Origin of the sequence: Allobosea sp. 47.2.35 (assembly GCF_024655635.1) — a bacterium.
GTDB lineage: Bacteria > Pseudomonadota > Alphaproteobacteria > Rhizobiales > Beijerinckiaceae > Allobosea.
In genome coordinates, this window is sequence record NZ_JANLGI010000010.1 from 76,428 (window position 1) to 97,880 (window position 21,453).

Annotated in this window: 24 protein-coding genes and 1 tRNA gene; 16 read left to right on the forward strand and 9 right to left on the reverse strand. The window is 66.7% G+C overall.

Annotation, left to right across the window (positions count from 1 at the left end; genetic code table 11):
• Positions 1-2 precede the first annotated feature (2 nt).
• Positions 3-1,088, reverse strand: coding sequence for a TRAP transporter substrate-binding protein (locus NUV79_RS14115; protein WP_257733724.1), 1,086 nt, complete (start codon positions 1,086-1,088; stop codon positions 3-5).
• Between the two features lie 70 nt (positions 1,089-1,158).
• Here NUV79_RS14115 and NUV79_RS14120 point away from each other — a divergent pair, with 70 nt between their 5' ends.
• Together NUV79_RS14120 and NUV79_RS14125 are read left to right on the forward strand one after the other, a co-directional pair.
• Positions 1,159-2,169: a fumarylacetoacetate hydrolase family protein gene (locus tag NUV79_RS14120; RefSeq protein ID WP_257733725.1), complete on the forward strand. Its 1,011-nt coding sequence runs from the start codon at positions 1,159-1,161 to the stop codon at positions 2,167-2,169.
• An 85-nt stretch (positions 2,170-2,254) separates the two neighbouring features.
• On the forward strand, positions 2,255-2,788 hold the full coding sequence (locus NUV79_RS14125; protein WP_257733726.1) for a hypothetical protein: 534 nt from the start codon (positions 2,255-2,257) through the stop codon (positions 2,786-2,788).
• Here NUV79_RS14125 and NUV79_RS14130 read toward each other — a convergent pair.
• Positions 2,769-3,341: a GNAT family N-acetyltransferase gene (locus NUV79_RS14130; protein WP_257733727.1), complete on the reverse strand. Its 573-nt coding sequence runs from the start codon at positions 3,339-3,341 to the stop codon at positions 2,769-2,771. The genes NUV79_RS14125 and NUV79_RS14130 overlap by 20 nt on opposite strands.
• A gap of 102 nt (positions 3,342-3,443) precedes the next feature.
• Here NUV79_RS14130 and NUV79_RS14135 point away from each other — a divergent pair, with 102 nt between their 5' ends.
• Positions 3,444-3,959: a CreA family protein gene (locus NUV79_RS14135; protein WP_257733728.1), complete on the forward strand. Its 516-nt coding sequence runs from the start codon at positions 3,444-3,446 to the stop codon at positions 3,957-3,959.
• Positions 3,960-3,968: 9 nt separating this feature from the next.
• On the opposite strand, the gene NUV79_RS14140 is transcribed toward NUV79_RS14135, so the two are convergent.
• Positions 3,969-4,298: a hypothetical protein gene (locus tag NUV79_RS14140; protein WP_257733729.1), complete on the reverse strand. Its 330-nt coding sequence runs from the start codon at positions 4,296-4,298 to the stop codon at positions 3,969-3,971.
• Between the two features lie 329 nt (positions 4,299-4,627).
• Between NUV79_RS14140 and cysS the strand changes: the two genes are divergently transcribed.
• Positions 4,628-6,088, forward strand: a complete 1,461-nt coding sequence (cysS, locus tag NUV79_RS14145) for a cysteine--tRNA ligase (protein WP_257733730.1) — start codon at positions 4,628-4,630, stop codon at positions 6,086-6,088.
• A 103-nt stretch (positions 6,089-6,191) separates the two neighbouring features.
• Positions 6,192-7,790, forward strand: coding sequence for a citramalate synthase (gene cimA / locus NUV79_RS14150; RefSeq protein WP_257733731.1), 1,599 nt, complete (start codon positions 6,192-6,194; stop codon positions 7,788-7,790).
• Positions 7,791-7,828: 38 nt separating this feature from the next.
• On the opposite strand, the gene NUV79_RS14155 is transcribed toward cimA, so the two are convergent.
• Positions 7,829-8,167 carry a hypothetical protein gene (locus tag NUV79_RS14155; protein ID WP_257733732.1) on the reverse strand — a complete coding sequence of 113 codons (339 nt, stop codon included), beginning with the start codon at positions 8,165-8,167 and terminating at the stop codon, positions 7,829-7,831.
• Between the two features lie 176 nt (positions 8,168-8,343).
• On the opposite strand from NUV79_RS14155, the gene NUV79_RS14160 reads away from it, so the two are divergent.
• From NUV79_RS14160 to NUV79_RS14175, 4 genes are all read left to right on the forward strand, one after another.
• On the forward strand, positions 8,344-10,254 hold the full coding sequence (locus NUV79_RS14160; protein ID WP_257733733.1) for an ABCB family ABC transporter ATP-binding protein/permease: 1,911 nt from the start codon (positions 8,344-8,346) through the stop codon (positions 10,252-10,254).
• Positions 10,255-10,353: 99 nt separating this feature from the next.
• Positions 10,354-10,845, forward strand: a complete 492-nt coding sequence (locus NUV79_RS14165) for a hypothetical protein (RefSeq protein ID WP_257733734.1) — start codon at positions 10,354-10,356, stop codon at positions 10,843-10,845.
• A 112-nt stretch (positions 10,846-10,957) separates the two neighbouring features.
• Positions 10,958-11,707: a phosphatidylserine decarboxylase gene (locus NUV79_RS14170; protein WP_257733735.1), complete on the forward strand. Its 750-nt coding sequence runs from the start codon at positions 10,958-10,960 to the stop codon at positions 11,705-11,707.
• A gap of 237 nt (positions 11,708-11,944) precedes the next feature.
• Complete coding sequence (locus NUV79_RS14175; protein ID WP_257733736.1) at positions 11,945-12,787, forward strand: CDP-alcohol phosphatidyltransferase family protein; 843 nt, start codon at positions 11,945-11,947, stop codon at positions 12,785-12,787.
• Positions 12,788-12,801: 14 nt separating this feature from the next.
• Here NUV79_RS14175 and NUV79_RS14180 read toward each other — a convergent pair whose 3' ends face one another.
• On the reverse strand, positions 12,802-13,185 hold the full coding sequence (locus tag NUV79_RS14180) for a hypothetical protein (protein WP_257733737.1): 384 nt from the start codon (positions 13,183-13,185) through the stop codon (positions 12,802-12,804).
• Between the two features lie 295 nt (positions 13,186-13,480).
• On the opposite strand from NUV79_RS14180, the gene NUV79_RS14185 reads away from it, so the two are divergent.
• The 6 genes from NUV79_RS14185 (at position 13,481) to NUV79_RS14210 (ending at position 18,440) form a co-directional block, all read left to right on the forward strand.
• Entirely contained in the window at positions 13,481-14,089 is a 609-nt protein-coding gene (locus tag NUV79_RS14185) for a Maf-like protein (protein WP_257733815.1), read from the forward strand.
• Positions 14,090-14,171: 82 nt separating this feature from the next.
• The gene (locus NUV79_RS14190; RefSeq protein ID WP_257733739.1) at positions 14,172-14,993 is read left to right on the forward strand and encodes an SDR family NAD(P)-dependent oxidoreductase; all 822 of its coding nucleotides are present in this window, start codon (positions 14,172-14,174) and stop codon (positions 14,991-14,993) included.
• Positions 14,986-15,192 (forward strand): DNA gyrase inhibitor YacG, encoded by a 207-nt coding sequence (gene yacG / locus NUV79_RS14195; protein WP_257733740.1) that lies wholly within the window; start codon positions 14,986-14,988, stop codon positions 15,190-15,192. Before NUV79_RS14190 ends, yacG begins: the two co-directional genes overlap by 8 nt.
• Positions 15,193-15,311: 119 nt before the next feature.
• A complete protein-coding gene (locus NUV79_RS14200; protein ID WP_257733741.1) occupies positions 15,312-16,364 on the forward strand; it encodes a Dyp-type peroxidase in 1,053 nt (350 codons plus the stop codon).
• Positions 16,357-17,163, forward strand: a complete 807-nt coding sequence (locus tag NUV79_RS14205) for a family 1 encapsulin nanocompartment shell protein (RefSeq protein ID WP_257733742.1) — start codon at positions 16,357-16,359, stop codon at positions 17,161-17,163. The genes NUV79_RS14200 and NUV79_RS14205 overlap by 8 nt, the downstream gene beginning before the upstream one ends.
• Positions 17,160-18,440 (forward strand): NAD(P)/FAD-dependent oxidoreductase, encoded by a 1,281-nt coding sequence (locus NUV79_RS14210; protein ID WP_257733743.1) that lies wholly within the window; start codon positions 17,160-17,162, stop codon positions 18,438-18,440. Before NUV79_RS14205 ends, NUV79_RS14210 begins: the two co-directional genes overlap by 4 nt.
• Before the next feature lie 73 nt (positions 18,441-18,513).
• On the opposite strand, the gene NUV79_RS14215 is transcribed toward NUV79_RS14210, so the two are convergent.
• Positions 18,514-18,589 (reverse strand) — tRNA-Phe (locus NUV79_RS14215).
• A 167-nt stretch (positions 18,590-18,756) separates the two neighbouring features.
• Positions 18,757-19,083, reverse strand: a complete 327-nt coding sequence (locus tag NUV79_RS14220; protein ID WP_257733744.1) for a hypothetical protein — start codon at positions 19,081-19,083, stop codon at positions 18,757-18,759.
• A gap of 446 nt (positions 19,084-19,529) precedes the next feature.
• On the opposite strand from NUV79_RS14220, the gene selD reads away from it, so the two are divergent.
• The gene (gene selD / locus NUV79_RS14225) at positions 19,530-20,603 is read left to right on the forward strand and encodes a selenide, water dikinase SelD (RefSeq protein WP_257733745.1); all 1,074 of its coding nucleotides are present in this window, start codon (positions 19,530-19,532) and stop codon (positions 20,601-20,603) included.
• Positions 20,604-20,609: 6 nt separating this feature from the next.
• On the opposite strand, the gene NUV79_RS14230 is transcribed toward selD, so the two are convergent.
• Both NUV79_RS14230 and NUV79_RS14235 read right to left on the reverse strand, forming a co-directional pair.
• Complete coding sequence (locus tag NUV79_RS14230) at positions 20,610-20,993, reverse strand: hypothetical protein (RefSeq protein WP_257733746.1); 384 nt, start codon at positions 20,991-20,993, stop codon at positions 20,610-20,612.
• Positions 20,980-21,444: a hypothetical protein gene (locus NUV79_RS14235; protein ID WP_257733747.1), complete on the reverse strand. Its 465-nt coding sequence runs from the start codon at positions 21,442-21,444 to the stop codon at positions 20,980-20,982. Before NUV79_RS14235 ends, NUV79_RS14230 begins: the two co-directional genes overlap by 14 nt.
• Positions 21,445-21,453: the final 9 nt, after the last annotated feature.

Below are 21,453 nucleotides of genomic sequence, written 5' to 3' on the forward strand. Positions count from 1 at the left end.
CCTCAGCGCGCCTTCAGCCTGTTCATGAAGGAGTCGTAGGACAACTCCGCGACCTGCCACCAGAGCAGGTTCTCACCGCGGAAGGCGACCATCGAATCGTAGCCCTTCTTGAAATCCGGGCTCTTGGCGCTGGTCTCGGCGTAGTATTCCTCCGCCGCCTTCAGCGCCGCTTCCATCACCGGCAGCGGGAAGCCGCGCAATTGCGCGCCCTGCGCCACCAGCCGGCGCAGGCCGCCCGGATTGACCGCGTCATACTTTGCCAGCATCCAGTTATTAGCCGCCTCGCAGGCATGCTGGACGATCGCCTGATAGTGCTTCGGCAGCTTGTTCCAGGCGTCCTTGCCGATGATCAGGTGTAGCATCGCGCCGCCCTCCCACCAGCCGGGATAGTAGTAGTACTTGGCGACGCGGATGAAGCCGAGCTTCTCGTCGTCATAGGGGCCGACGAACTCGGCCGCGTCGATCGCGCCGCGCTCCAGCGCCGGGTAGACGTCGCCCGGCGCGATCTGGGTCGGCACCACGCCGAGCTTGGACAGCACCGCGCCGCCCATGCCGCCGATGCGGAATTTCAGGCCCTTGAGGTCATCGACGCTCTTCAATTCGTTGCGGAAGAAGCCGCCCATCTGGCAGCCGGAATTGCCGCACGGGATCGAATAGGCGTTGAAGCGGTCGAGCACGCCGTTCACGATCTGCTCGCCGCCGCCGAAATACCACCAGCTATGCTGCTGGCGGGCGTTGAGCCCGAACGGGATGCCGGTGCCGAGACCCAGCGTCGGGTCCTTGCCGACATAGAAATAGGTCGGCGAATGCGCGCATTCGACCGTGCCGGACGAGACCGCGTCGAGCGCCTGCAGGCCGGGCACGATCTCGCCGGGCGCGAAGACCTGGATCTCGAATTTGCCATCGGTCGCCTCGGAGACATATTTCGAGAACTGCTGCGCCGTGCCGAAAATCGTGTCGAGCGACTTCGGGAAGCTCGACGTCAGGCGCCATTTCACCTCGGGCTGCGACTGCGCGACCGCAGGCATCGCGACGGTCGTCGCGGCGGCGGCCAGCGCCCCCGATTTCAAAAAGCTGCGACGTTCCATATGGTTTTCTCCCGAGGGATTGTTATGCCTTTATGCCCTTATTGGCGCGTCCGGGAAGGAATGAAAAGACATGAAGCTTGCCTCGCTCGCGCATGGCCGTGACGGCCGCCTCGTCGTCGTCTCGCGGGACCTGACCCGCGCCACCGATGCCTTTCCTGTCGTCCCGACGCTGCAGGCGGCCCTCGACGACTGGGAGCGGAATGCGCCGCGCCTCGCCGATCTCGCCGAGGGGCTGGAGCACGGCTCGGTCCCGTCCTTCCGCTTCCACGAGCACGATTGCGCCGCGCCGCTGCCACGCGCCTATCAGTGGCTCGACGGCTCGGCCTATGTGAACCATGTCGATCTCGTCCGGAAGGCGAGGGGCGCCACCATGCCGGAGAGCTTCTGGACCGACCCGCTGATGTACCAGGGCGGCAGCGACGCCTCGCTCGGCCCGCGCCAGGCCGTGCAGGCCCGCAGCGAGGAGGACGGCATCGATTTCGAGGCCGAGATCGCGGTCGTTACCGGCGACGTGCCGATGGGCGCGAGCCGCGAGGAGGCGCTCGGGGCGATCCGCCTCGTCATGCTCGTCAACGACGTGAGCTTGCGGAATCGGATTCCCAGCGAATTGGCGAAAGGATTTGGATTCGTTCAGTCGAAGCCGTCCTCGGCCTATTCGCCGGTTGCGGTGACGCCGGACGAACTCGGCGCCGCCTGGCGCGACGGCCGTTTGCATCTGCCGCTGCTCGCGCAGGTCAACGGTACGCTCTTCGGCAAGCCCGATGCCGGCACCGACATGACCTTCGATTTCGGCACGCTGATCGCCCATGCCGCCGCGACGCGCCGCCTCTCGGCCGGGACGATCGTCGGCGCCGGCACGGTCTCGAATCGCGATGCCGATGGCGGGCCGGGCCGGTCGGTTGCGGATGGCGGGCAGGGTTATGCCTGCATCGCCGAGCAGCGCATGGTCGAGGCGATCCGGGCTGGCCAGCCGAAGACGCCCTTCCTGCGCTTCGGCGACACCGTCCGCATCGAGATGAAGGATGCTTCCGGGCATTCGATCTTCGGCGCGATCGAGCAGGAGATCCTGCCGCAGGCCTGACGCTGACCGGCGGCTTGGCGGCAGCCGGGCGGCCGGATAACGTCATCGCCGAAGCGCCGACGCCAGACGCGAGACTCAAGACGCCATGACCGAGACCGTGCCGTTCTATTCCACTGCCATTCCGCTGGCCTTCTTCGTCTGGGGGCCGGTGCTGGTGGTGCTGCTGTTCTGGGCGGTCGGCCTCTGGTCGAACCGGCAGGGCGTGCCGCGCATGCTGGAAGGCGACTGGGACGGCTATAATGTCGCCGATGTCGAGAAGCTCTTCACGATCTATGGCGAGGACAAGCGCGCGCGTTATCGCAACCGCGTGCTGCCGGCCGATGTCGCCTGCGCTTTCACCTATGCGATCGTCGGCGCGCTGATCGTCGCCGGTCTCGCGATGCGTGGTCAGCCCTGGTGGGTGGCTGCGCTTTGCGGCGGCGGCTGGCTCATCGGTGGGCTCTGCGACGTGGCCGAGAATTTCGCGCTGGCGCGCATGCTCGACCGCTATCCGCAGGTCGATGGCGGCAATGTCGCCTTCGCCAGCACGATGACGCGGTTGAAGCTTGTCCTGTTTGCGCTCGGTGTGATCGGCGCGCTTGTCGCCGCCTATCTCGTCTTCAAGCCGCTGGCGGGTTGAGGCCGCGCCACGCTTCGCCGGTCAGGCGGAAACGCGTGGCGATCACGGTCGGCTCGCCGATCAGGATCGTCGGGTCCATCGGCGCAGGCTGGAAACCCAGTCGTTCGGCGAGACGCAGCGAGCCCAGATTGAGCGGATGCGTGGTCACGGCGATGCTTGGCAGCGCGAGCGTCTCGAAGCCATGCCGGAGCAGGCGCGCCGCAGCCTCCCGCGCATACCCCTGGCCCCAGCTTGCGACGATGAATCGGTAGCTGAGCTGGACGTCCTCGGCCGAGTCGCCGTCAGGAATAAGCCCGACATAGCCAAGGAAGCTGGTCGGCTCGGCCTTCGCGAACACAGACCAGTAGCCCAGCCCGCGATCGACATGGCTGAAGCTGCGTGCCGCGACGGCGTCGCGGCCCATCGCAGGGTCGCCGACGGCGGCGATATGCTTCATCACCTGCGGATCGGCATTCATGCTGACGATGGCGTCGAGGTCCGCGAGACTGCGCGGGCGCAGCAGCAGCCTTTCGCTCTCCAGTTCCGGCAGCATGGCGTGGCTCGTCCCGGTCATGATCCGAAAATCGATCGTGTGCGGCGCAAAGCTCTGGTGCGCCGCCGTTCGGCTTCCCATATCCTGACCGGCGCCAAGCTGGAACGCGCCTGGAGAATGGGAATGCTGCTTCGTCGTCGGGTCCTGGCCGCGCTGGCCCTCACCCTGTCGGGAATGATGCTGTCGCCGGCCTCTGCGCAGGAAGACCTGATCTTCAGGAAATCGACCGTCTGGAAGATGCTGACGCCGAACGACAAGCTCGCCGTCTACGGCGTCGATGATCCCATCGTCGAAGGCGTCGCCTGCCATTACACCGTGCCCGAGAAGGGTGGTGTTTCCGGCATGTTCGGCTTGGCCGAGGAGGTTTCCGAGGTCTCGCTCGCCTGCCGCCAGATCGGCCCGATCAAGTTCAAGGAGAAGGCGGAGCAAGGGGATGTCGTCTTCCGCGAGCGCCGTTCGCTGATCTGGAAGAAGATGCAGATCGTCCGCGGCTGCGATGCCAAACGCAACGTGCTGGTCTATCTCGTCTATACCGACAAGCTGATCGACGGCTCGCCGCAGAATTCGACCTCGACCGTCCCGATCATGCCCTGGGGCACATCGAGCGAGCCGCCGAAATGCTCGGAATGGATTCGCTGAGCCTGAAAGCTACTCGCCGCAGGTGATGCTGAGCGGCTGCTCGGCTGCCTGCGCCGGGCTCTGCTTGGTCACGGAGCCGGTGAAGTCCTCGCGAGCGGCGACGCCGAAGGCGACCGCTTTGCCGAAGCCCTGCGATTCGCACCAGGCATTGGCGACGATCTTGCCGCATTCGGCCTTGGTCGAGATGCAGTCGGCCACGCCGTAGCCGTCGCTGGCCGGGATCAGGAAGGTGCGGGGCTCGTTGGCGGCCGCGATCGAGCGGCTGGTCGGCATGATCGACAGCGAGATGCCGGCGGCGGCGATCCCGAACAGTCCGACGAGGGCCACGGCGCGGCGCATGAAATCTGTTTCCTGATGGGTTGCGGGCGCAGAACCCGCGAATCGGGAGGATGGTTCCGGCCGGTTAAATTTGAGTGAACCGCGGCAACCTTGAGGCAATGCTGCGTTGCAGCAATCGGGCGCCCTCTTGACGGAAAGCCCGCGGAAAGGCAATCAGGTCGGACCATGACGCGAGCCGCCATCAACAGCACTTGCATTATTTGCCGCTAGCTTTCGCTGGCCGGCTGCTCACGTCCTCGTCCTGAAAAACGAACCGACAAAAGCGCCCCCGGCCAGCGGCCAGGTCGCCCTTTCGTATTTTGCCGTTCGTTTCCCAGGAATTAGCCCCGATGTCGCCGACCCTGAGGCTCTACAACACGCTGACGCGGACGAAGCAGGACTTCGTGCCGATCGATCCGTCGAATGTCCGCATGTATGTCTGCGGCCCGACGGTCTACGACTACGCCCATATCGGCAATGCCCGCCCGGTCATCGTCTTCGACGTGCTCTACCGGCTGCTGCGCCATATCTACGGCGCCGAACACGTCACCTATGCCCGCAACCTCACGGACGTCGACGACAAGATCAACGCCCGCGCGGCGCGTGACTATCCCGGCTTGCCGCTGAACGCGGCGATCGCCAAGGTCACCGAGACCACGACGGCGCAATTCCACGCCGATATCGACGCGCTCGGTACGCTCAGGCCCTCGACGGAGCCGCGCGCCACCGAGCATATCGAGGAGATGAGGGCGATCATCGAGCGCCTGATCGCGCGCGGCGTCGCCTATGTCGCCGAGGAGCATGTGCTCTTCCACGTCCCGGCCGTCGCCCATCTCAAGAAGGTGCCGAAATACGGCACGCTCGCCCGCCGCTCGCTCGACGAGATGCTGGCCGGCGCCCGCGTCGATGTCGCCCCCTATAAGCGCGACGCCATGGATTTCGTGCTGTGGAAGCCGAGCCGCGACGGCATCGATCCCGGTTGGCCGTCGCCGGCCGGCATCGCGACGCCCGGCCGCCCCGGCTGGCATATCGAATGCTCCGCCATGTCGATGGCGAAGCTGCTGACCCCCTTCGGCGGCGGGCTCGCCTGCGACGACCCCGAGAAGAATGCCTTCGATATCCATGGCGGCGGCATCGATCTCGTCTTCCCGCACCACGAGAACGAGATCGCCCAGTCCTGCTGCGCCTTCGGCGATGGCGAGGGGCAGCCGCTCATGGCCAATATCTGGATGCATAACGGCTTCCTGCAGGTCGAAGGCGAGAAGATGTCGAAATCGCTCGGCAACTTCGTCACCATCAACGAACTGCTGCAGACGGATGTCTTCGGCGGCCGGACCTGGCCGGGCGAGGTGCTGCGCCTTGCGATGCTCAAGACGCATTACCGCCAGCCGATCGACTGGACGGTGAAGGCGCTGGAGGAAGCGGAGAAGACGCTGCAGGACTGGGCGGAAGCCGCGCAGGGCTCGAAGGCATCCCAGCCTTCGGCCGAACTGCTCGACGCGCTGGCGGACGATCTCAACACCGCCCGCGTGCTGGCCGAGCTGCATGCCCTGCGCAAGGCTGGCGACCTGTCGGCGCTGTTGGCCGGCCTCGACCTGCTCGGCATCGCCTTGCCGGAGGTGGCGGGGCCTGCCGTCGTCGCGCCCGAGGTCGAGCGTCTGGTCGCCGCCCGCCTCGACGCCCGCCGCGCGAAGAACTTCGCCGAGTCCGACCGTCTCCGCGACGAACTCGCGGCGATGGGCATCGCGCTCAAGGATGGCAAGGACCCGGCGACCGGCGAGCCGACGACCAGCTGGGAGGTGAAGCGATGAGCCCGAAGATCCGCCCGGCGGGCTCGCTCTCCTTCGCCATCAAGCTGGTCATGTTGGCCATGGTCGTGCCGCGCGTCGTCCGCTTCAAATTGAGGCGGGAGCGATGAGCGCGGCACGCGTCCATCTCTTCGATACGACGCTGCGCGACGGCGCCCAGACCACGGGCGTCGATTTCTCGCTCGACGACAAGCGCGCGGTAGCAAGCCTGCTCGACCGGCTTGGCGTCGACTATGTCGAGGGCGGCTATCCTGGCGCCAATCCGTTGGATACCGCCTTCTTCGAGCAGAAGGCGACCAAGCAGGCGAAATTCGCTGCTTTCGGCATGACCAAGCGGGCAGGGCGCTCGGCCGCCAACGATCCCGGCATCGCCGCGCTATTGGAGGCGAAGGCCGACGCCATCGTCTTCGTCGCCAAGAGCTGGGACTATCACGTCCATGTCGCCTTGGAGATTTCGCTGGAGGAGAACCTCGCCGGCATTGCCGAGAGCGTCGAAACCGCGAAGGCGGCCGGCCGCGAGGTGATGCTCGACTGCGAGCATTTCTTCGACGGTTACAAGGCCAATCCCGACTACGCGCTCGCCTGTGCCCGAACCGCTTACGAGGCCGGCGCCCGCTGGGTCGTGCTCTGCGACACCAATGGCGGCACGCTGCCCGACGAGGTCGGCGCGATCGTGCGCGAGGTCGCGAAGACCGTGCCGGGCGGCAATCTCGGTATCCACGCCCATGACGATTGCGGCTGTGCCGTCGCCAATTCGCTGGCGGCGGTCGAGGCTGGCGCCCGCCAGATCCAGGGCACGCTCAACGGGCTCGGCGAGCGCTGCGGCAATGCCAATCTCGTCACGCTGATCGGCGCGCTGAAGCTCAAGGAGCGTTATCGCGGCCGCTTCGAGCTCGGCGTCAGCGAGGATCAGCTCGGCGAGCTCACTCATGTCTCGCGCGCGCTCGACGAGATGCTGAACCGCGCGCCGAACCGGCACGCGCCCTTCGTCGGCGCCTCGGCCTTCGCCACCAAGGCCGGCATCCATGCCTCGGCCGTGCTGAAGGACCCGCGCACCTATGAGCATGTCGCCCCCGAGGCGACCGGCAACACCCGCAAGGTGCTGATCTCCGACCAGGGCGGCAAGTCGAACCTCGTCGCCGAATTGGAGCGCATCGGCGTCACGCTCGGCCGTGACGATCCGCGCCTCAACCGCGTGCTGCAGGAGGTCAAGGACAAGGAGGCGCAGGGCTACGCCTTCGAGGGTGCCGATGCCTCGTTCTTCCTGCTGGTGAAGCGCATTCTCGGCGAGGTCCCGGACTATTTCGCGGTCGAGCGCTTCGCCGTGAATGTCGAGCGCCGCTACAATGCGCTGGGCGAACTCGTCACCTTCTCCGAGGCGATCGTGAAGGTGAAGGTCGGCGACGACCTGCTGATCTCGGCTGCCGAGGGCGATGCCGGCCCGGTCAACGCGCTCGACATCGCCTTGCGCAAGGATCTCGGCCGCTACCAGTCGCTGATCGGCGGCTTGCGCCTCGTGGACTACAAGGTCCGCATCTTTCAGGGCGGCACCGATGCGGTGACGCGCGTGCTGATCGAGTCAGGCGACGAGACCGGCGAGCGCTGGACCACGGTCGGCGTCAGCGCCAACATCATCGACGCCTCGTTCCAGGCGCTGGTCGACTCGATCACCTACAAGCTGGTCAAGGCCGGCGCGACGGCTTGATCTTGCCCTTCTCCCCCGAGGGGAGAAGGGAAATCCGCTCACTCCGTCAGGCGGATCACCCGGTCCTTGCAGAGATCCATATCGGCGTCGCTCTCGGCTTCATCGTCGAACCGCGCCTGCACCGTATAGGCGCAGCCCTGCGGCTTGTTGAGCTTGAGCGCGACGCTCTTGCCGGGCGCCAGCGGCTTGGCGAGCTTGGCGACGAGGCGGGGCTGGTCGCCCGGCGTCGCGATCGCGAAATTGCTGAGCGGCACGGTGCGCTGATTGGTGATCGTGATCTGAGGATGCGGCCGGGAACTCTGCGCCAGGGCGGGCAGGGCGAGGAGGAGCGCGGCGGCAATGCCGGTCCCGGCAACTGCAAGCTGTTGAACCTTCATGATATTTCCTTCCCCATCTCGAGCGTCGCGCGCTCTGCTGGGGATCAGATACCCGTGATGGGGCGATGGCAAGGCAGCTTTCGGGCAGCCTGCCGCATGCTCCCCACGCAACGACATTCCCATGCAACGGCGTTTGAATGCGTCTATATGGGCGCTCTAACTGGAATCGTTTGAAAATGTCCGCGCCGTCAGCGCCGCCCCCGGCGCCGAGTTTCCATCGCTCTGCCGTGATCCAGCCGGGTTCTGGCTTCTTCGCCACTTTCCACGCGCTCTGGCCCTATCTCTGGCCGGCGGAGCGTGCCGATCTGCGCGGCCGCGTCGTCGCGGCCTTTGCGCTGATGGTGTGTGGGCGCCTCGTGCTGATGGGCGTGCCCTTCACCTTCAAATGGGTGACGGACGCACTGGCCGGTTCCTATTCGAACCTTGAGAAATGGCTGCCCTGGCTCGTCGGCGCGCCGCTGGCACTGACGGTGCTTTACGGCCTCGCCCGCGTCGGCGCGGCCGCCTTCGTCCAGATGCGCGACGCGATTTTCGCGCCGGTCTTCATGCATGCGGTGCGGACGCTCGCGCTCCAGACCTTTGGCCATCTCCACCATCTCTCGCTGCGCTTCCATCTGGAGCGCAAGACCGGCGGTCTCACCCGCGTGCTGGAGCGCGGGCGGAACGGCATCGAGGAGATGGTGCGCCTCGGCCTCAACCAGCTTGTGCCGGTGATCATCGAGGTCGCCCTGATCATCGCCGTGCTGCTCTATCTGTTCGACTGGCGCTATGTCGTCGTGCTCGTCACGATGGTCACGGCCTATATGACCTACACCATCAAGGCGACGGAGTGGCGCATCGCCATCCGCTCGGCGATGAACGAGTCCGACACCGACGCCAATGCCAAGGCGATCGACTCGCTGCTGAACTACGAGACCGTGAAGTATTTCGGCGCCGAGGCCCGCGAAACCGCGCGCTACGACCAGTCGATGGCGCGCTACGAGCGCAATTCGATCAAGTCCTACACCTCGCTCGCCTGGCTCAATTTCGGCCAGGCCGCGATCTTCGCGGTGGGATTGACGCTGTCGATGGTGATGGCGGTGCGCGGCTTCCAGGCCGGCACCAACACGGTCGGCGACCTCATCCTGATCAACGCCATGCTGATCCAGCTCTACCTGCCGTTGAATTTCATGGGCACGGTCTATCGCGAGATCAAGCAGGCGACGCTCGACATCGCCCAGATGTTCTCGCTGATCGGCCGCGATCCCGAGATTCAGGACAAGCCCGGCGCCTTGCCGCTCGCGGTTTCGGCCGGCGAAGTCGCGTTCGAGGACGTGCATTTCGCCTATGTGCCGGAGCGGCCGATCCTGCGCGGCGTCTCGTTCAAGGTCCTGCCGGGGCAGACCGTCGCCATCGTCGGCCCGTCCGGTGCCGGCAAGTCGACGATCTCGCGGCTGCTCTTCCGTTTCTACGAGCCGCAGGCAGGCCGCATCCTGATCGACGGTCAGCCTATCGCCGATGTCCAGCAGGTCTCGTTGCGCGCCGCGATCGGCATGGTCCCGCAGGATACCGTGCTGTTCAACGACACCATCGAGTACAACATCCTCTACGGTCGCCCCGAGGCGACGACGGCCGAGGTCGAGGAAGCCGCTCGCCTCGCCCAGATCGACCGCTTCATCCGCCTGCTGCCGGAAGGCTATGCCACCTCGGTCGGCGAGCGCGGGCTGAAGCTCTCCGGCGGCGAGAAGCAGCGCGTTGCCATCGCCCGCACCATCCTGAAGGGGCCGCCGGTGCTCGTCCTCGACGAGGCGACCTCGGCGCTCGATTCCTTCACCGAGAAGGAAATCCAGGACGCGCTCGACCGGGTCAGTGAGGGCCGCACCACGCTGGTCATCGCGCACCGGCTCTCGACCGTGGTCAATGCCGATGAGATCATCGTGCTCGACAAGGGCCAGATCGTCGAGCGCGGCCACCATCGCGACCTGCTGGCGGCGAACGGCGTCTACGCCGCGATGTGGAACCGCCAGCGCGAGGTCGACGAGGCCAAGGCCACGCTCCAGCGCGCGACAGAGGCCGAGGGCGAGAGCGTCCGGGTGACATTGTCGTAGAAGCCCGGCCGGCGGCACTTGTCGGCCAGTTTGAAACCGCTCGCAACTGCGATCCGTTTCCTCCATGCTGCGCCGGCAGGGTAAAGCTGGGGGGCTGCCATGTTCGATCCGACCACATTCGTAGGTTTTCACACCTGGCTGAGCCTGGTGGCCATCGCCGCCGGTTTTCCGGTCACGATGGGGCTGCTTCACGGGCATACGCGGCCGGGCTGGACCGGAACCTTCCTCTCCACGGCCTTCGCCACCAGCGCGACCGGCTTCGGCTTTCCGTTCAACGGCGTGCTGCCCTCCCACGTCGTCGGCGCGATCCATATCGTGCTGGTCGCGATCGCGGCCTACGCGCTCTATGGGCAACGGCTTGAAGGCAGCTGGCGTCGCATCTACGCGATCATGGCCGTGCTCTCCTTCTACCTGCTGATCTTCGTGCTCGTCGCGCAGCTCTTCGGCAAAGTCCCGGCCTTGCATGCGCTGGCGCCGACGCAGTCCGAGCCGCCCTTCGGCATCGCCCAGGGCATCGTCCTCGTCGTCTTCGCGCTGCTGACCTGGAAGGCGGCTGTCCGCTTCGTCCAGGTGCCGCACCGGACAGCCTGACGGGGCCGGCCGCGACATCGCGCGCCGATGACCGGCGCGCGGCGGGGCTTTCCCTTCGCGCCGGAACCTCCTAAATCAGCGCAACGTTCGCAGCCGGTCTTCGGCGGCGACCATGCCATTCCCGTGCGCCCGGCGCCGGCAGCCCAACGGAAACCGCCTCATGTCCCTCGTCGATTCCGTCCGCAAGGTGATCGTGCCGATCCACAAGGAGGGCTATGTCTTCATCGCGATCGGCCTCGTGTCGACGATCATCCTCGCCAATCTCTGGTCGCCGTTCGGCTGGATCGGCGCGATCATCACGATCTGGATCTGCTACTTCTTCCGCGATCCCGTCCGCGTCACGCCGCAACGGGATGGGCTGGTGATCTCGCCGGCCGACGGCCGCATCAGTCAGATCGCGCAGTCGCTGCCGCCGCCGGAGCTTGAGCTGCCGGCCGAGCCGATGACCCGCATCTCGATCTTCATGAACGTCTTCGACTGCCATGTGAACCGCGCGCCCGTGCCCGGCCGCATCGCCAAGATCGCCTATACGCCCGGCCTCTTCCTCAATGCCGAGCTCGACAAGGCGAGCGACGACAACGAGCGCAATGCGCTGGCGATCGAAACCAAGTCCGGCATCGTCGGCGTCGTCCAGATCGCGGGCCTGATCGCGCGCCGCATCGTGCCCTTCGTCAAGGAAGGCGATGTGCTCGGCACCGGCGAGCGCTTCGGCCTGATCCGCTTTGGCTCACGCGTCGATGTCTACCTGCCGTCCCATGTCGTGCCGCTGGTCGGCGAAGGCCAGACCGCGATCGCTGGCGAGACCGTGCTGGCCGACCTGACCGGCAACGAGCCGGTGGCGCGCAGCTTCCGCGACATCTGAGGGTTGAAGGGCGCCTGAGAGGCGGTGTCATCCCGTGCGCGCTGCGGCATGAAATGCTGCTGCGCAGACACGGGACCGTCCCCCGAAAGGGGCTTCTTTCTCGAATAGCGCCGAGAAAAGCGCCTTCTCCTGACAACGACCTCGCATCTGCGCAGCGGCACTTTGTGCCGCAGCGCGTGCGGGATGACACGCATGGGCGCCTAGCCTGCGCCCCCAAAACCGCGTATTCCGGCTGACATGAGCGACCTGTTTCCTCCCTTCGAGCCCGAGCGCGCCGAATCTAAGCGCGCCCGCTTCAAGCCGATTCCCTTCCGGCTGCTGGCGCCGAACGTCATCACGCTGCTGGCGCTCTGCCTTGGCCTCACCGCCATGCGCCTCGTCGTCGAGGGCAAGCTGGAGACGGCGACGATCTGCATCCTGATCGCCGCGGCGCTCGACGGCGTCGACGGCCGTCTGGCGCGCATGCTCAAGGGCACCTCGCGCTTCGGCGCCGAGCTCGATTCGCTCTCCGACTTCGTCAATTTCGGCGTCGCCACCGGCTACGTCCTGTGGATCTTCGTCTTGCACGATCTGAAATCGTTCGGCTGGATCATCGTGTTGACGCTGGCCTGCGCCATGGCGCTTCGGCTCGCGCGCTTCAACGTGATGATCGACGATCCCGACCGGCCCGACTGGCAGAAGGATTTCTTCGTCGGCATGCCGGCCCCGGCCGGCGCGATCACGGCGATGCTGCCGGTCTATCTGCACATGATCGGCGTGCCCGTGCAGGAATACGGCGCGCTGCCCGTGGGCATCTACATCCTGTTCATCGCCTTCCTGACGATCTCGCGCATCCCCTGCTATGCCGGCAAGACACTCGGCACGCGTGTTCCGCGCAATCAGGTCCTGCCGATCTTCGTTGCTGTGGTGATCGTCGCCGGGCTGCTCTTCGCCTACACCTTCGAAGTGCTGGCGGTCGTCGTGATCGCCTATCTCGCGCTGATTCCGGTCAGTGTCGCGCGCTACCGCAAGCTGGAGCGCGCGCATGCGCAGCAGGCGCCGGTTCCCGCGACGGAAACCGCGCCCGAAAGCCAGATCTGATCGTCAGCTGAAGCTTAGCGGCGATAGCCGCTGAGGCGCGCCGCATTGGCGCGGGTGCGCCGGGCGAAGGGCTCCAGCGTGCTGTCGGCGGCCTTGACGGCCGCTGTCGCGAGATCGAGCTGGCCAAGCGGGTTGAGGGCCAGCCCCCACCAGAAGGCCGTCGTCGCCTGCGTCGCGGCAAAGCTGCTCTCGAGTACAGCCGACACCTTTTCCGTCACGGCCTTGGTCGCCTCGCGCTGACCGCGGCTGTCGCCGAAGGCACCCTTCATCAGCAGCGGCATCCGCATCGCGATGGTCAGCCCGGCGTCGGCATGCATGGACATCAGTCGGGCCGCGAGAACCTGCGCCTCCGCCCCGGTCGCAAGGGCGGAGCCCGTCGATTTGCGCGTGCGGGCCATTGAGGGAAACTCCGGTAGATCGGCGCCACCAGAGAGCGGAGCGCCGAGGGGAGGGAAGTCTGCCGTCAACGGCGCGGCTTGGCAATGCCTGGTATACCAGTGACCCGCACGGATTTCAGGCAGCCCGGCCGGCTGCTCAAATGGGGAGCACTTCGTTGGCTCCGTGTTTCCGGGTGGATTTATCGGGCGGCGGAAATGCTCTAAAGGCTGATCCGGTGCCGATCCCGGCGCCCCAATCCTGTCGAGCAGCCTGTTGAGCCTTTTCTCCTCTCCCAAGCATCCCGGCTGGCGGCCGATGCTGGTTCTCGCATCGGCCTCGCCGCGCCGCCTCGCTTTGCTGGAGCAGGCGGGACTGAGGCCGGACGCGCTCCTGCCCGCCGATCTCGACGAGACCCCGCTGAAGGGTGAGCGCCCGCGCGACCTCGCTCGCCGGCTGGCGCGCGAGAAGGCGCAGGCCGCGCGCGAGGGCGCCAAGGCCCGCGCCGATCTCGAAGGCTGCTATATCCTCGCCGCCGACACGGTGGTCGCCGTCGGCCGGCGCATCCTGCCCAAGGCCGAGATCGTCGATGAGGCCGCCGCTTGCCTGCGCCTGCTCTCGGGCCGGGCGCACCGCGTCTATACCGGCGTCGCGCTGGTGACGCCCTCGGGCGCGATCCGGGACCGCATCGTCGAGACGCGCCTGCGCTTCAAGCGCCTTTCCACCGAGGACATCGAGACCTATCTCGCCTCCGGTGAATGGCGCGGCAAGGCCGGCGGTTATGCTGTGCAGGGCATTGCCGGCTCCTTCGTCGTCAAGCTCGTCGGCTCCTATACAGGCGTCGTCGGCCTGCCGCTCTACGAGACGGTCAATCTCCTGGGCGGCGAAGGCTTCCCCATCCGCTTCGGCTGGATGAACGCAGCCTGACACGGCGCCGATGCGGGTTGCCTGATCGCGCCTCGCGGCTGATCTTGCGGCCGGGAAACGCGTCGATGAGAGGGAAGCTGAGATGACGGGACGTCTGAGCGGCAAGGTCGCGATCGTGGCCGGAGCCGGGTCGATCGGGCCGGGCTGGGGCAACGGCAAGGCGACGGCGACGATCTTTGCCCGCGAGGGCGCCAGGGTCGTCTGCGCCGACATCAACCGCGACGCAGCCGAGGAGACCGCCGGAATCATCCGCAACGAGGGCGGCGAGGCCTTCGCCCTGCAGGCGGATGTCACCAAGGCGGAGCAGGTCGCCGGGCTCGTCGCCCAGGCGCTCGGCCGCTACGGCCGAATCGACATCCTCGACAACAATGTCGGCATCGCCGAGGTCGGCAGCGTCGTCGATCTCTCCGAGGAGATCTGGGAGCGGGTCTTCCGGGTCAACCTCACCGGCGCCTTCCTGGCGATGAAGCATGTCATCCCGGTGATGCAGCGCCAGTTCGAGGAGGCGGGCGAGGGCGGCTCGATCATCAACATCTCGTCGATCGCCTCGATCCGCCACACCGGCGTGCCCTATGCCAGCTATTCCGCGACCAAGGCGGCGTTGAACCAGCTCACCCGCACGACGGCGGTGCAATACGCCCCGCAAAGGGTCCGCGTGAACGCGATCCTGCCCGGCCTGATGAAGACGCCGATGGTCGAGCATTCGGCCGGCCTCGCCGACGTCTACGGCAAGGGTGACGTCGATGCGATGTGGGCTGCGCGGGCCGCGCAGGTCCCGATGGGGCATATGGGCGAGGCCTGGGACGTGGCCAATGCCGCGCTCTTCCTCGCCAGCGACGAGGCGCGCTACGTCACCGGTATCGAGCTCGTCGTCGATGGAGGCATCACGCTCAAATATGACTGAGACCGACAACGCACCGCCGCCCGCAAAACCCTGCCCGATCTGCGGCAAGCCGGCGGTCGCGCGCTTCAAGCCGTTCTGCTCGTCGCGCTGCGCCGATATCGATCTCGGCCGCTGGCTCAAGGGCAGCTACGTGATCCCCGGCGAACCTGTCGACGAGGCGGAAGAGGGCGCCCCGCGACAGCGCGAACGCGAGGACTGAAGCGCCACGACATGGATTGAGTTCCACCCCTGCGTCAGTGCAAGCTGGGGCGCCTGCCTGGCGCCGGACGGTTGCAGGCTCGCGTCGAGGCTATCGAACGGTCGTCCATGGATACAGGCATGCCCTCCATCGTCTCGCAGCCGGTCGCGGCGGGGCTGACGCGTTCGGCGATCTTCCTGGTCGTGACGATCAGTCCCGGTAGTGGGCCTGAGTTGGCCGTGCGGGCCCTCTGCGCCGAGCTGTCGTCGCTGTTGCGGGCCGTCGGCTTCCGCGATCTCGAGGGCAACCTGTCCTGCGTCATGGGGATCGGTTCGCAAGCCTGGGATCGTCTCTTCGACGGACCGCGGCCGAGGGAATTGCACCCGTTCCGCGAGATCCGTGGCGTGCATCATGCGGTCTCGACGCCGGGCGACCTGCTGTTCCACATCCGTGCCGCCAGCCGGATGGACCTCTGCTTCGAGCTGGCACGGCAGATCATGGCCCGGCTCGACGGCGCGGTCACCACGGTCGATGAGGTCCATGGCTTCGGCTATTTCGACGATCGCGACCTGATCGGATTCGTCGATGGCACCGAGAACCCGGCCGGGCCGGACCCTGCCGCTGCCACCCTGATCGGCGACGAGGATGCCGCCTTCGCGGGCGGCAGCTATGTCATCGTCCAGAAATACCTGCACGACATCGCGCGCTGGGACAAAGTGCCGGTCGAGGAGCAGGAGAACATCGTCGGCCGTTACAAGCTCTCCGATATCGAGCAGCCCGACGCGCTGAAGAAGCCCTATGCCCACAACGTCCTGACCAGCATCACCGAAGATGGCGAGCCGGTGGACATCCTGCGCGTCAACATGCCCTTCGGCCAGGCTGGAACAGGCGAGGCCGGCACTTACTTCATCGGCTATTCGCGCACCGCCCGTCGGATCGAGCGCATGCTGGAGAATATGTTCGTCGGCTCCCCGCCGGGCAACTACGACCGGCTGCTCGATTTCAGCTGCGCTGTCACGGGTTCGCTGTTCTTCGTGCCGAGCGCGACCTTCCTGGATGGCGTCGCGCCGGAGAAGGCCGAGATGGAACAGGCTCCCGCGACGTCCGGTCCGGTCGCATCGGCTCCATCCAGATTTTCCGGTGACGGCTCGCTCGGCATCGGCTCCCTGAAGGAAGAGGCAGGCCATGAATAATCTGCACCGGGAGCTCGCTCCCATCTCGGATGCCGCCTGGGCGCAGATCGAGGAAGAGGCCTCGCGCACGCTGAAGCGCTACCTCGCGGCGCGCCGCATCGTTGACGTGGACGGACCGAAGGGAACTGCTTTCTCGGCTGTCGGGACTGGCCATACCCGCCCGATCGAGGCGCCGGGCGAGGGTATCCGCTCGCTGCTGCGCCAAGCCCAGCCGCTGGTCGAACTGCGCGTGCCCTTCACGCTGACGCGTGAGGCGATCGACGATGTCGAGCGCGGCTCGGACGATTCCGACTGGCAGCCGCTCAAGGATGCCGCGAAGATGATCGCCTTCGCCGAGGATCGCGCCGTCTTCGAAGGCTATGCCGCAGCCGGGATCACCGGTATCCGTGAAGGCAGCAGCAACGCCGCGGTGCCGCTGCCGGCCGATCTCGACGATTATCCCGAGGCGGTCGCCAGGGCTCTGAACGACCTCAAGCTTGCCGGCTGCAACGGCCCCTATGCGCTGGTGCTGGGCGAGGATGCCTACCGGGCCGCCTGCGGCGGCAACGAGGAGGGCTATCCGATCTTCCATCATCTCGAGCGAATCGTCGATGGCGGGGTGATCTGGGCGCCGGCGATCGAGGGCGGCGTCCTCGTGACCACGCGCGGCGGCGATTTCGAGCTCGATCTCGGCCAGGACATCTCGATCGGCTATCTCAGCCACAGCGCGACGACGGTCGATCTCTACCTGCAGGAGAGCTTCACCTTCCGCATGCTCACCGCCGAGGCTGCTGTCGCGCTCGCGCCGCAGAGCAAATGACCGCCCCGGCGGAACATCACGTCGTCATTGTCGGCGCGGGCTTCGGCGGGCTCGAAGCCGCGCGCAATCTCGCTGACGTGCCGGTTCGGATCACAATGATCGACCAGCGCAACCATCACCTGTTCCAGCCGCTGCTCTATCAGGTCGCGACGGCTTCGCTGCCGACCTCCGAGATTGCCTGGCCGATCCGCTTTCTGCTGCGCGGCCACAAGAACGTCACGACCCTGCTCGGCACGGTCATCGGCGTCGACCGGACGAACAGGCAGGTGCTGCTGGAGGGCGAGCGGCCGATCGGCTTCGACACGCTGATCCTCGCGACCGGCGCCCGCCACGCCTATTTCGGCCATGACGAATGGGAGCCCTATGCGCCGGGCGTGAAGACGCTGGAGGATGCGACGCGCATCCGGCGCCGCATCCTCTCGGCCTTCGAGCAGGCGGAATGGGAGACCGATCCGGAGCGGCGCGCGCAATGGCTCACCTTCGTGATCATCGGGGCGGGACCGACCGGCGTCGAGCTCGCCGGCACCATCGCCGAACTGGCGCATGACACGCTGCGCGGCGATTTCCGCAATATCGACACGCGCAGCGCCCGCGTGATCCTGGTCGAGGCCGGCCCGCGTATCCTCGCCGGCTTCAGCGAGGATCTCTCGGCCTATGCCGAGCGGGCGCTGAACCGCCTCGGCGTCGAGGTCAGGCTGGGGCAGCCGGTCTCCGAATGCCGCGCCGACGGCATCGTGCTTGGCGGCGAGCTTCTGCCGGCCCGAACCACCCTGTGGGCGGCGGGCGTTGCCGCTTCACCGGCGGCGGAATGGCTTGAAGCCTCGGCCGATCGTGCGGGGCGCCTCCGTGTCGAGCCCGATCTCACGGTGCCGGGCGAGCCCGATATCTTCGTCATCGGCGACACCGCCTTCGTCGCGGGCGCGGACGGCAAGCCGGTGCCAGGCATCGCGCCGGCGGCCAAGCAACAGGGGCGCTATGTCGCCGATCTCGTCAAGGCGCGGCTAGGAGGCAAGCCAGCCCCGCCGCCTTTCGCCTATCGGAATGCCGGCAATCTCGCGACGATCGGCAAGCGCGCGGCCATCGTCGATTTCGGCTGGATCAAGCTGCGCGGGCGCCTGGCCTGGTGGATCTGGGGCATCGCCCACATCTTCTTCCTGATCGGCCTGCGCAACCGGCTCGCCGTCGCGCTCAACTGGCTCTGGATCTATGTCAGCGGCCACCGCAGCGCCCGCCTCATCACGCAGCGCGATCCGGCAGGGTCACGCGAGCCGCGATGAAGCATCGTCTGCCGGCCGAGGAGGCGCAGGTCATTTTGGCTTGTTCGTGTGACTGGCCACTTGGAAGGAAGAATGGTGCCCAGGGACGGAGTCGAACCGCCGACACTGCGATTTTCAGTCGCATGCTCTACCAACTGAGCTACCTGGGCGAACCGGGAGCGGCGCGAGACCGTCCGTGTTGGTGGGGGCGATATAGAGGCAGGCGCTCGGCCTGTCCAGTCACTTCAGCCGGCTTTCTTCATCGCGGCGTCAACTGGCCCTGAACCTGTGGATTGAAGCCCCCTCAACCTGGCGCCACGCATCGCACGAAAGCGCTTCAGGACGCCGCCGCCTGCCGCGACTCGCAGTCTCCGAGCACGGCGGCCAGGCGATCGATGGCCGTGAGCGCTGCATGACGGGCGCGTTCCGATTCGGCGATTGCCGCCTGGCTGTAGAGCAGCCTGGCGAAGCCGATCACGTTGTTCATCACATGGAACGAGGCCTCCTGCAGCTCGCTCGATGCACGCAGCACATCGTGGAGATGCGCGACATGGATTTCCGCGCTTTCCTGCAGGGCCTTGGCATTGAGGACGCCGGCCTTGAGCACATCGACACGCAGCGTCTCGATGTCGCGCGCGAGCAGGTCCTGGATACAGTCAGCCATCGCCGCTCCTTCGAAGGAGGTTGCCCCGGTCAGCCAGAGGTCAGACTACCATCGAAACGCGCGGGCGGCAGCGGAAAGACTGCCCTTTGGTTAGTCGCTTCTTTCCATGGACGTGATACGCGCAAAGAAGCCGCTCGCTTCTCCGAATCCTGCGCGATCGGCGTCTCGGCCGGATCAGGCAAGTTCAGCCGGCAAACGCGGTTCATCTTTGGTTTCGACGCTCATCGTCGATCGGCTACGCCAAGCGCGGCGCGATCACGACGGCCGCTGTGCGAAACGCGGCGTTGACGCCGCCGGCCGATGCGGGAACGATGGGCCATGCTTGCTGCTGCGGCTCCCGCGTGCCGGGGTCCTTATCGGCCGGGAGGATGGTGTGAACGCATTCGCGTGATCGCTCCCGCTTTGCCGCAGCGCCGCCAAGCCTCGATTCCCAGGAGTCCTCGACGATGAACCAGACGAGTCCGCTCGCGGTGGAGGCGGCTGCGCCGCTGCGCCTCACCAGCCTGGCCCATGGCGGTGGCTGCGGCTGCAAGCTGGCGCCGGCCGTGCTCCAGCAATTGCTGGCTGGGCACCCCGCTGCTGGCCCCTACAGCCAGCTTCTCGTCGGCACCGAGACCGGAGACGATGCCGCCGTCTGGCAGGTCGATGACGAGACCTGCGTCGTCGCGACCACCGATTTCTTCATGCCGGTCGTCGACGATCCCCGCGATTTCGGCCGCATCGCCGCGACCAATGCGATCTCCGACGTCTATGCGATGGGCGGCAAGCCGATCATGGCGCTGGCGATCCTCGGCATGCCGCTCGACAAATTGCCCATCGAGGTGACCCGCGAGATATTGACGGGCGGCGCCTCGATCTGCGCCGAGGCCGGCATCCCGGTCGCGGGCGGCCATTCGATCGACGCGCCCGAGCCGATCTACGGGCTCGCGGTGATCGGCCTGCTCAAGCCCGCGAATCTGCGCCGCAACAGTGGTGCGAAGCCGGGCGATGCATTGATCCTGACCAAGGGGCTGGGCGTCGGCATCTATTCCGCCGCCTTTAAGAAGGGCGAACTCTCTACCGCCGCCTATGACGAGATGATCGCCTCGACGACGCTGCTCAACCGGATCGGTGCCGAGCTGGCGCAGGACGAGGCCATCCACGCCATTACCGACGTCACCGGCTTCGGCATTCTCGGCCATGGCCTTGAAATGGCACGCGGTTCGGAGGTCACGTTGAAGCTCCGGCTCGCCGACCTGCCGTTTCTGTCGCAGGCCGAGCGTCTCGCGCAGGAGGGCAGGGTGACCGGCGCCTCCCATCGCAACTGGGCGAGCTATGGCGAGGGCGCGGTCCTGCCTGCGGGGCTGCCGGACTGGCAGCGCCATCTCTTGACCGATCCGCAGACCTCGGGCGGGCTGCTGGTCTCCTGCGCGGCGGAGCAGGCCGAGGCCGTGCTCGCGCAGATCAAGGCGGCCGGCTGTCCGGCGGCGCGGATCATCGGTTCAGTCGAGGCCGGGCCGGTGCAGGTCGTGGTGAGCTGAGACGCGTCAACGCGTCTCCTGCACTTCGAGATTCCGGCCCCAGACGTCGAAAAAAGCGCCCTTGTTGAGGGTGAGCCGGTCCTCGCGCAGTGCCGCTTCCAACTCGCGCAGGCGGCTGCGGGCGGTCGCGTCCGGCACGAGCCCGCCATCGTCGTCGCGCGTCGGGAAGAAGGCAGCGCCGTCCCAGCTGACGCCGGCACCCCGCAGCATCAGCACGATGTCGCCCCAGTCGATCTCGTTGCCGACGACATGGACGAAGGTCGAGCGCAGCGGCTCGACCTTGGGCTCGGCGATCTTCACCAGCACGATCAGCGCCGTGAACGGGCCCTTGCGAAAGAGCTTGCCGAGCCAGCGGTCGAAATCGGTGCCCAGCCCCCTAGAAGTCGACACGCGGCGTCTCGGGCATGTAGCGGTCGAACAGGGCGTAGAAATCGCTGCCGGTCTCGGCGCCGTACCAGTCTTCGAAGGCGACGAGAGCCTCCTCCACGGCGTCTGGGTTGTTGCGATCATCGTCCATGGCGGCCTGGAGGGCTTCGAGGACAGGCGTCAGCTGTGTCAGGACCAGCTCCTGTCGCGGCCCGATCTCATCCCAGCCCAGCGATTGGGCGACGGTGAGCCGTGCGCGCGCGATCGCCTCGCTCGGCTCCTCGGCTGTCGCGAGTGTCGTGCTTGCCTGTCGCAGCAGGTTGAGGCGCCGGAAGGCCCGGCTGCGCGCCTGCGCGAGGGCCTCGATCCGCCCTGCAGCCTCTCGGCGATAGGCATCCTCGGCCTCGCGCGCGGCGTCCGCTGCCTGTTCGAAGCGGGCGATCAGGTCGATGGCGGCTGTTTCGGCGTCCGTCATACGACCCTC

Excerpts from the sequence above, each read along its gene's own strand:
- NUV79_RS14115 (WP_257733724.1), bottom strand. The coding sequence starts at position 1,088 with ATGGAACGTCGCAGCTTTTTGAAATCGGGGGCGCTGGCCGCCGCCGCG.
- NUV79_RS14120 (WP_257733725.1), top strand. The coding sequence starts at position 1,159 with ATGAAGCTTGCCTCGCTCGCGCATGGCCGTGACGGCCGCCTCGTCGTC.
- NUV79_RS14125 (WP_257733726.1), top strand. The coding sequence starts at position 2,255 with ATGACCGAGACCGTGCCGTTCTATTCCACTGCCATTCCGCTGGCCTTC.
- NUV79_RS14130 (WP_257733727.1), bottom strand. The coding sequence starts at position 3,341 with ATGACCGGGACGAGCCACGCCATGCTGCCGGAACTGGAGAGCGAAAGG.
- NUV79_RS14135 (WP_257733728.1), top strand. The coding sequence starts at position 3,444 with ATGCTGCTTCGTCGTCGGGTCCTGGCCGCGCTGGCCCTCACCCTGTCG.
- NUV79_RS14140 (WP_257733729.1), bottom strand. The coding sequence starts at position 4,298 with ATGCGCCGCGCCGTGGCCCTCGTCGGACTGTTCGGGATCGCCGCCGCC.
- cysS (WP_257733730.1), top strand. The coding sequence starts at position 4,628 with ATGTCGCCGACCCTGAGGCTCTACAACACGCTGACGCGGACGAAGCAG.
- cimA (WP_257733731.1), top strand. The coding sequence starts at position 6,192 with ATGAGCGCGGCACGCGTCCATCTCTTCGATACGACGCTGCGCGACGGC.
- NUV79_RS14155 (WP_257733732.1), bottom strand. The coding sequence starts at position 8,167 with ATGAAGGTTCAACAGCTTGCAGTTGCCGGGACCGGCATTGCCGCCGCG.
- NUV79_RS14160 (WP_257733733.1), top strand. The coding sequence starts at position 8,344 with ATGTCCGCGCCGTCAGCGCCGCCCCCGGCGCCGAGTTTCCATCGCTCT.
- NUV79_RS14165 (WP_257733734.1), top strand. The coding sequence starts at position 10,354 with ATGTTCGATCCGACCACATTCGTAGGTTTTCACACCTGGCTGAGCCTG.
- NUV79_RS14170 (WP_257733735.1), top strand. The coding sequence starts at position 10,958 with ATGCCATTCCCGTGCGCCCGGCGCCGGCAGCCCAACGGAAACCGCCTC.
- NUV79_RS14175 (WP_257733736.1), top strand. The coding sequence starts at position 11,945 with ATGAGCGACCTGTTTCCTCCCTTCGAGCCCGAGCGCGCCGAATCTAAG.
- NUV79_RS14180 (WP_257733737.1), bottom strand. The coding sequence starts at position 13,185 with ATGGCCCGCACGCGCAAATCGACGGGCTCCGCCCTTGCGACCGGGGCG.
- NUV79_RS14185 (WP_257733815.1), top strand. The coding sequence starts at position 13,481 with ATGCTGGTTCTCGCATCGGCCTCGCCGCGCCGCCTCGCTTTGCTGGAG.
- NUV79_RS14190 (WP_257733739.1), top strand. The coding sequence starts at position 14,172 with ATGACGGGACGTCTGAGCGGCAAGGTCGCGATCGTGGCCGGAGCCGGG.
- yacG (WP_257733740.1), top strand. The coding sequence starts at position 14,986 with ATGACTGAGACCGACAACGCACCGCCGCCCGCAAAACCCTGCCCGATC.
- NUV79_RS14200 (WP_257733741.1), top strand. The coding sequence starts at position 15,312 with ATGCCCTCCATCGTCTCGCAGCCGGTCGCGGCGGGGCTGACGCGTTCG.
- NUV79_RS14205 (WP_257733742.1), top strand. The coding sequence starts at position 16,357 with ATGAATAATCTGCACCGGGAGCTCGCTCCCATCTCGGATGCCGCCTGG.
- NUV79_RS14210 (WP_257733743.1), top strand. The coding sequence starts at position 17,160 with ATGACCGCCCCGGCGGAACATCACGTCGTCATTGTCGGCGCGGGCTTC.
- NUV79_RS14220 (WP_257733744.1), bottom strand. The coding sequence starts at position 19,083 with ATGGCTGACTGTATCCAGGACCTGCTCGCGCGCGACATCGAGACGCTG.
- selD (WP_257733745.1), top strand. The coding sequence starts at position 19,530 with ATGAACCAGACGAGTCCGCTCGCGGTGGAGGCGGCTGCGCCGCTGCGC.
- NUV79_RS14235 (WP_257733747.1), bottom strand. The coding sequence starts at position 21,444 with ATGACGGACGCCGAAACAGCCGCCATCGACCTGATCGCCCGCTTCGAA.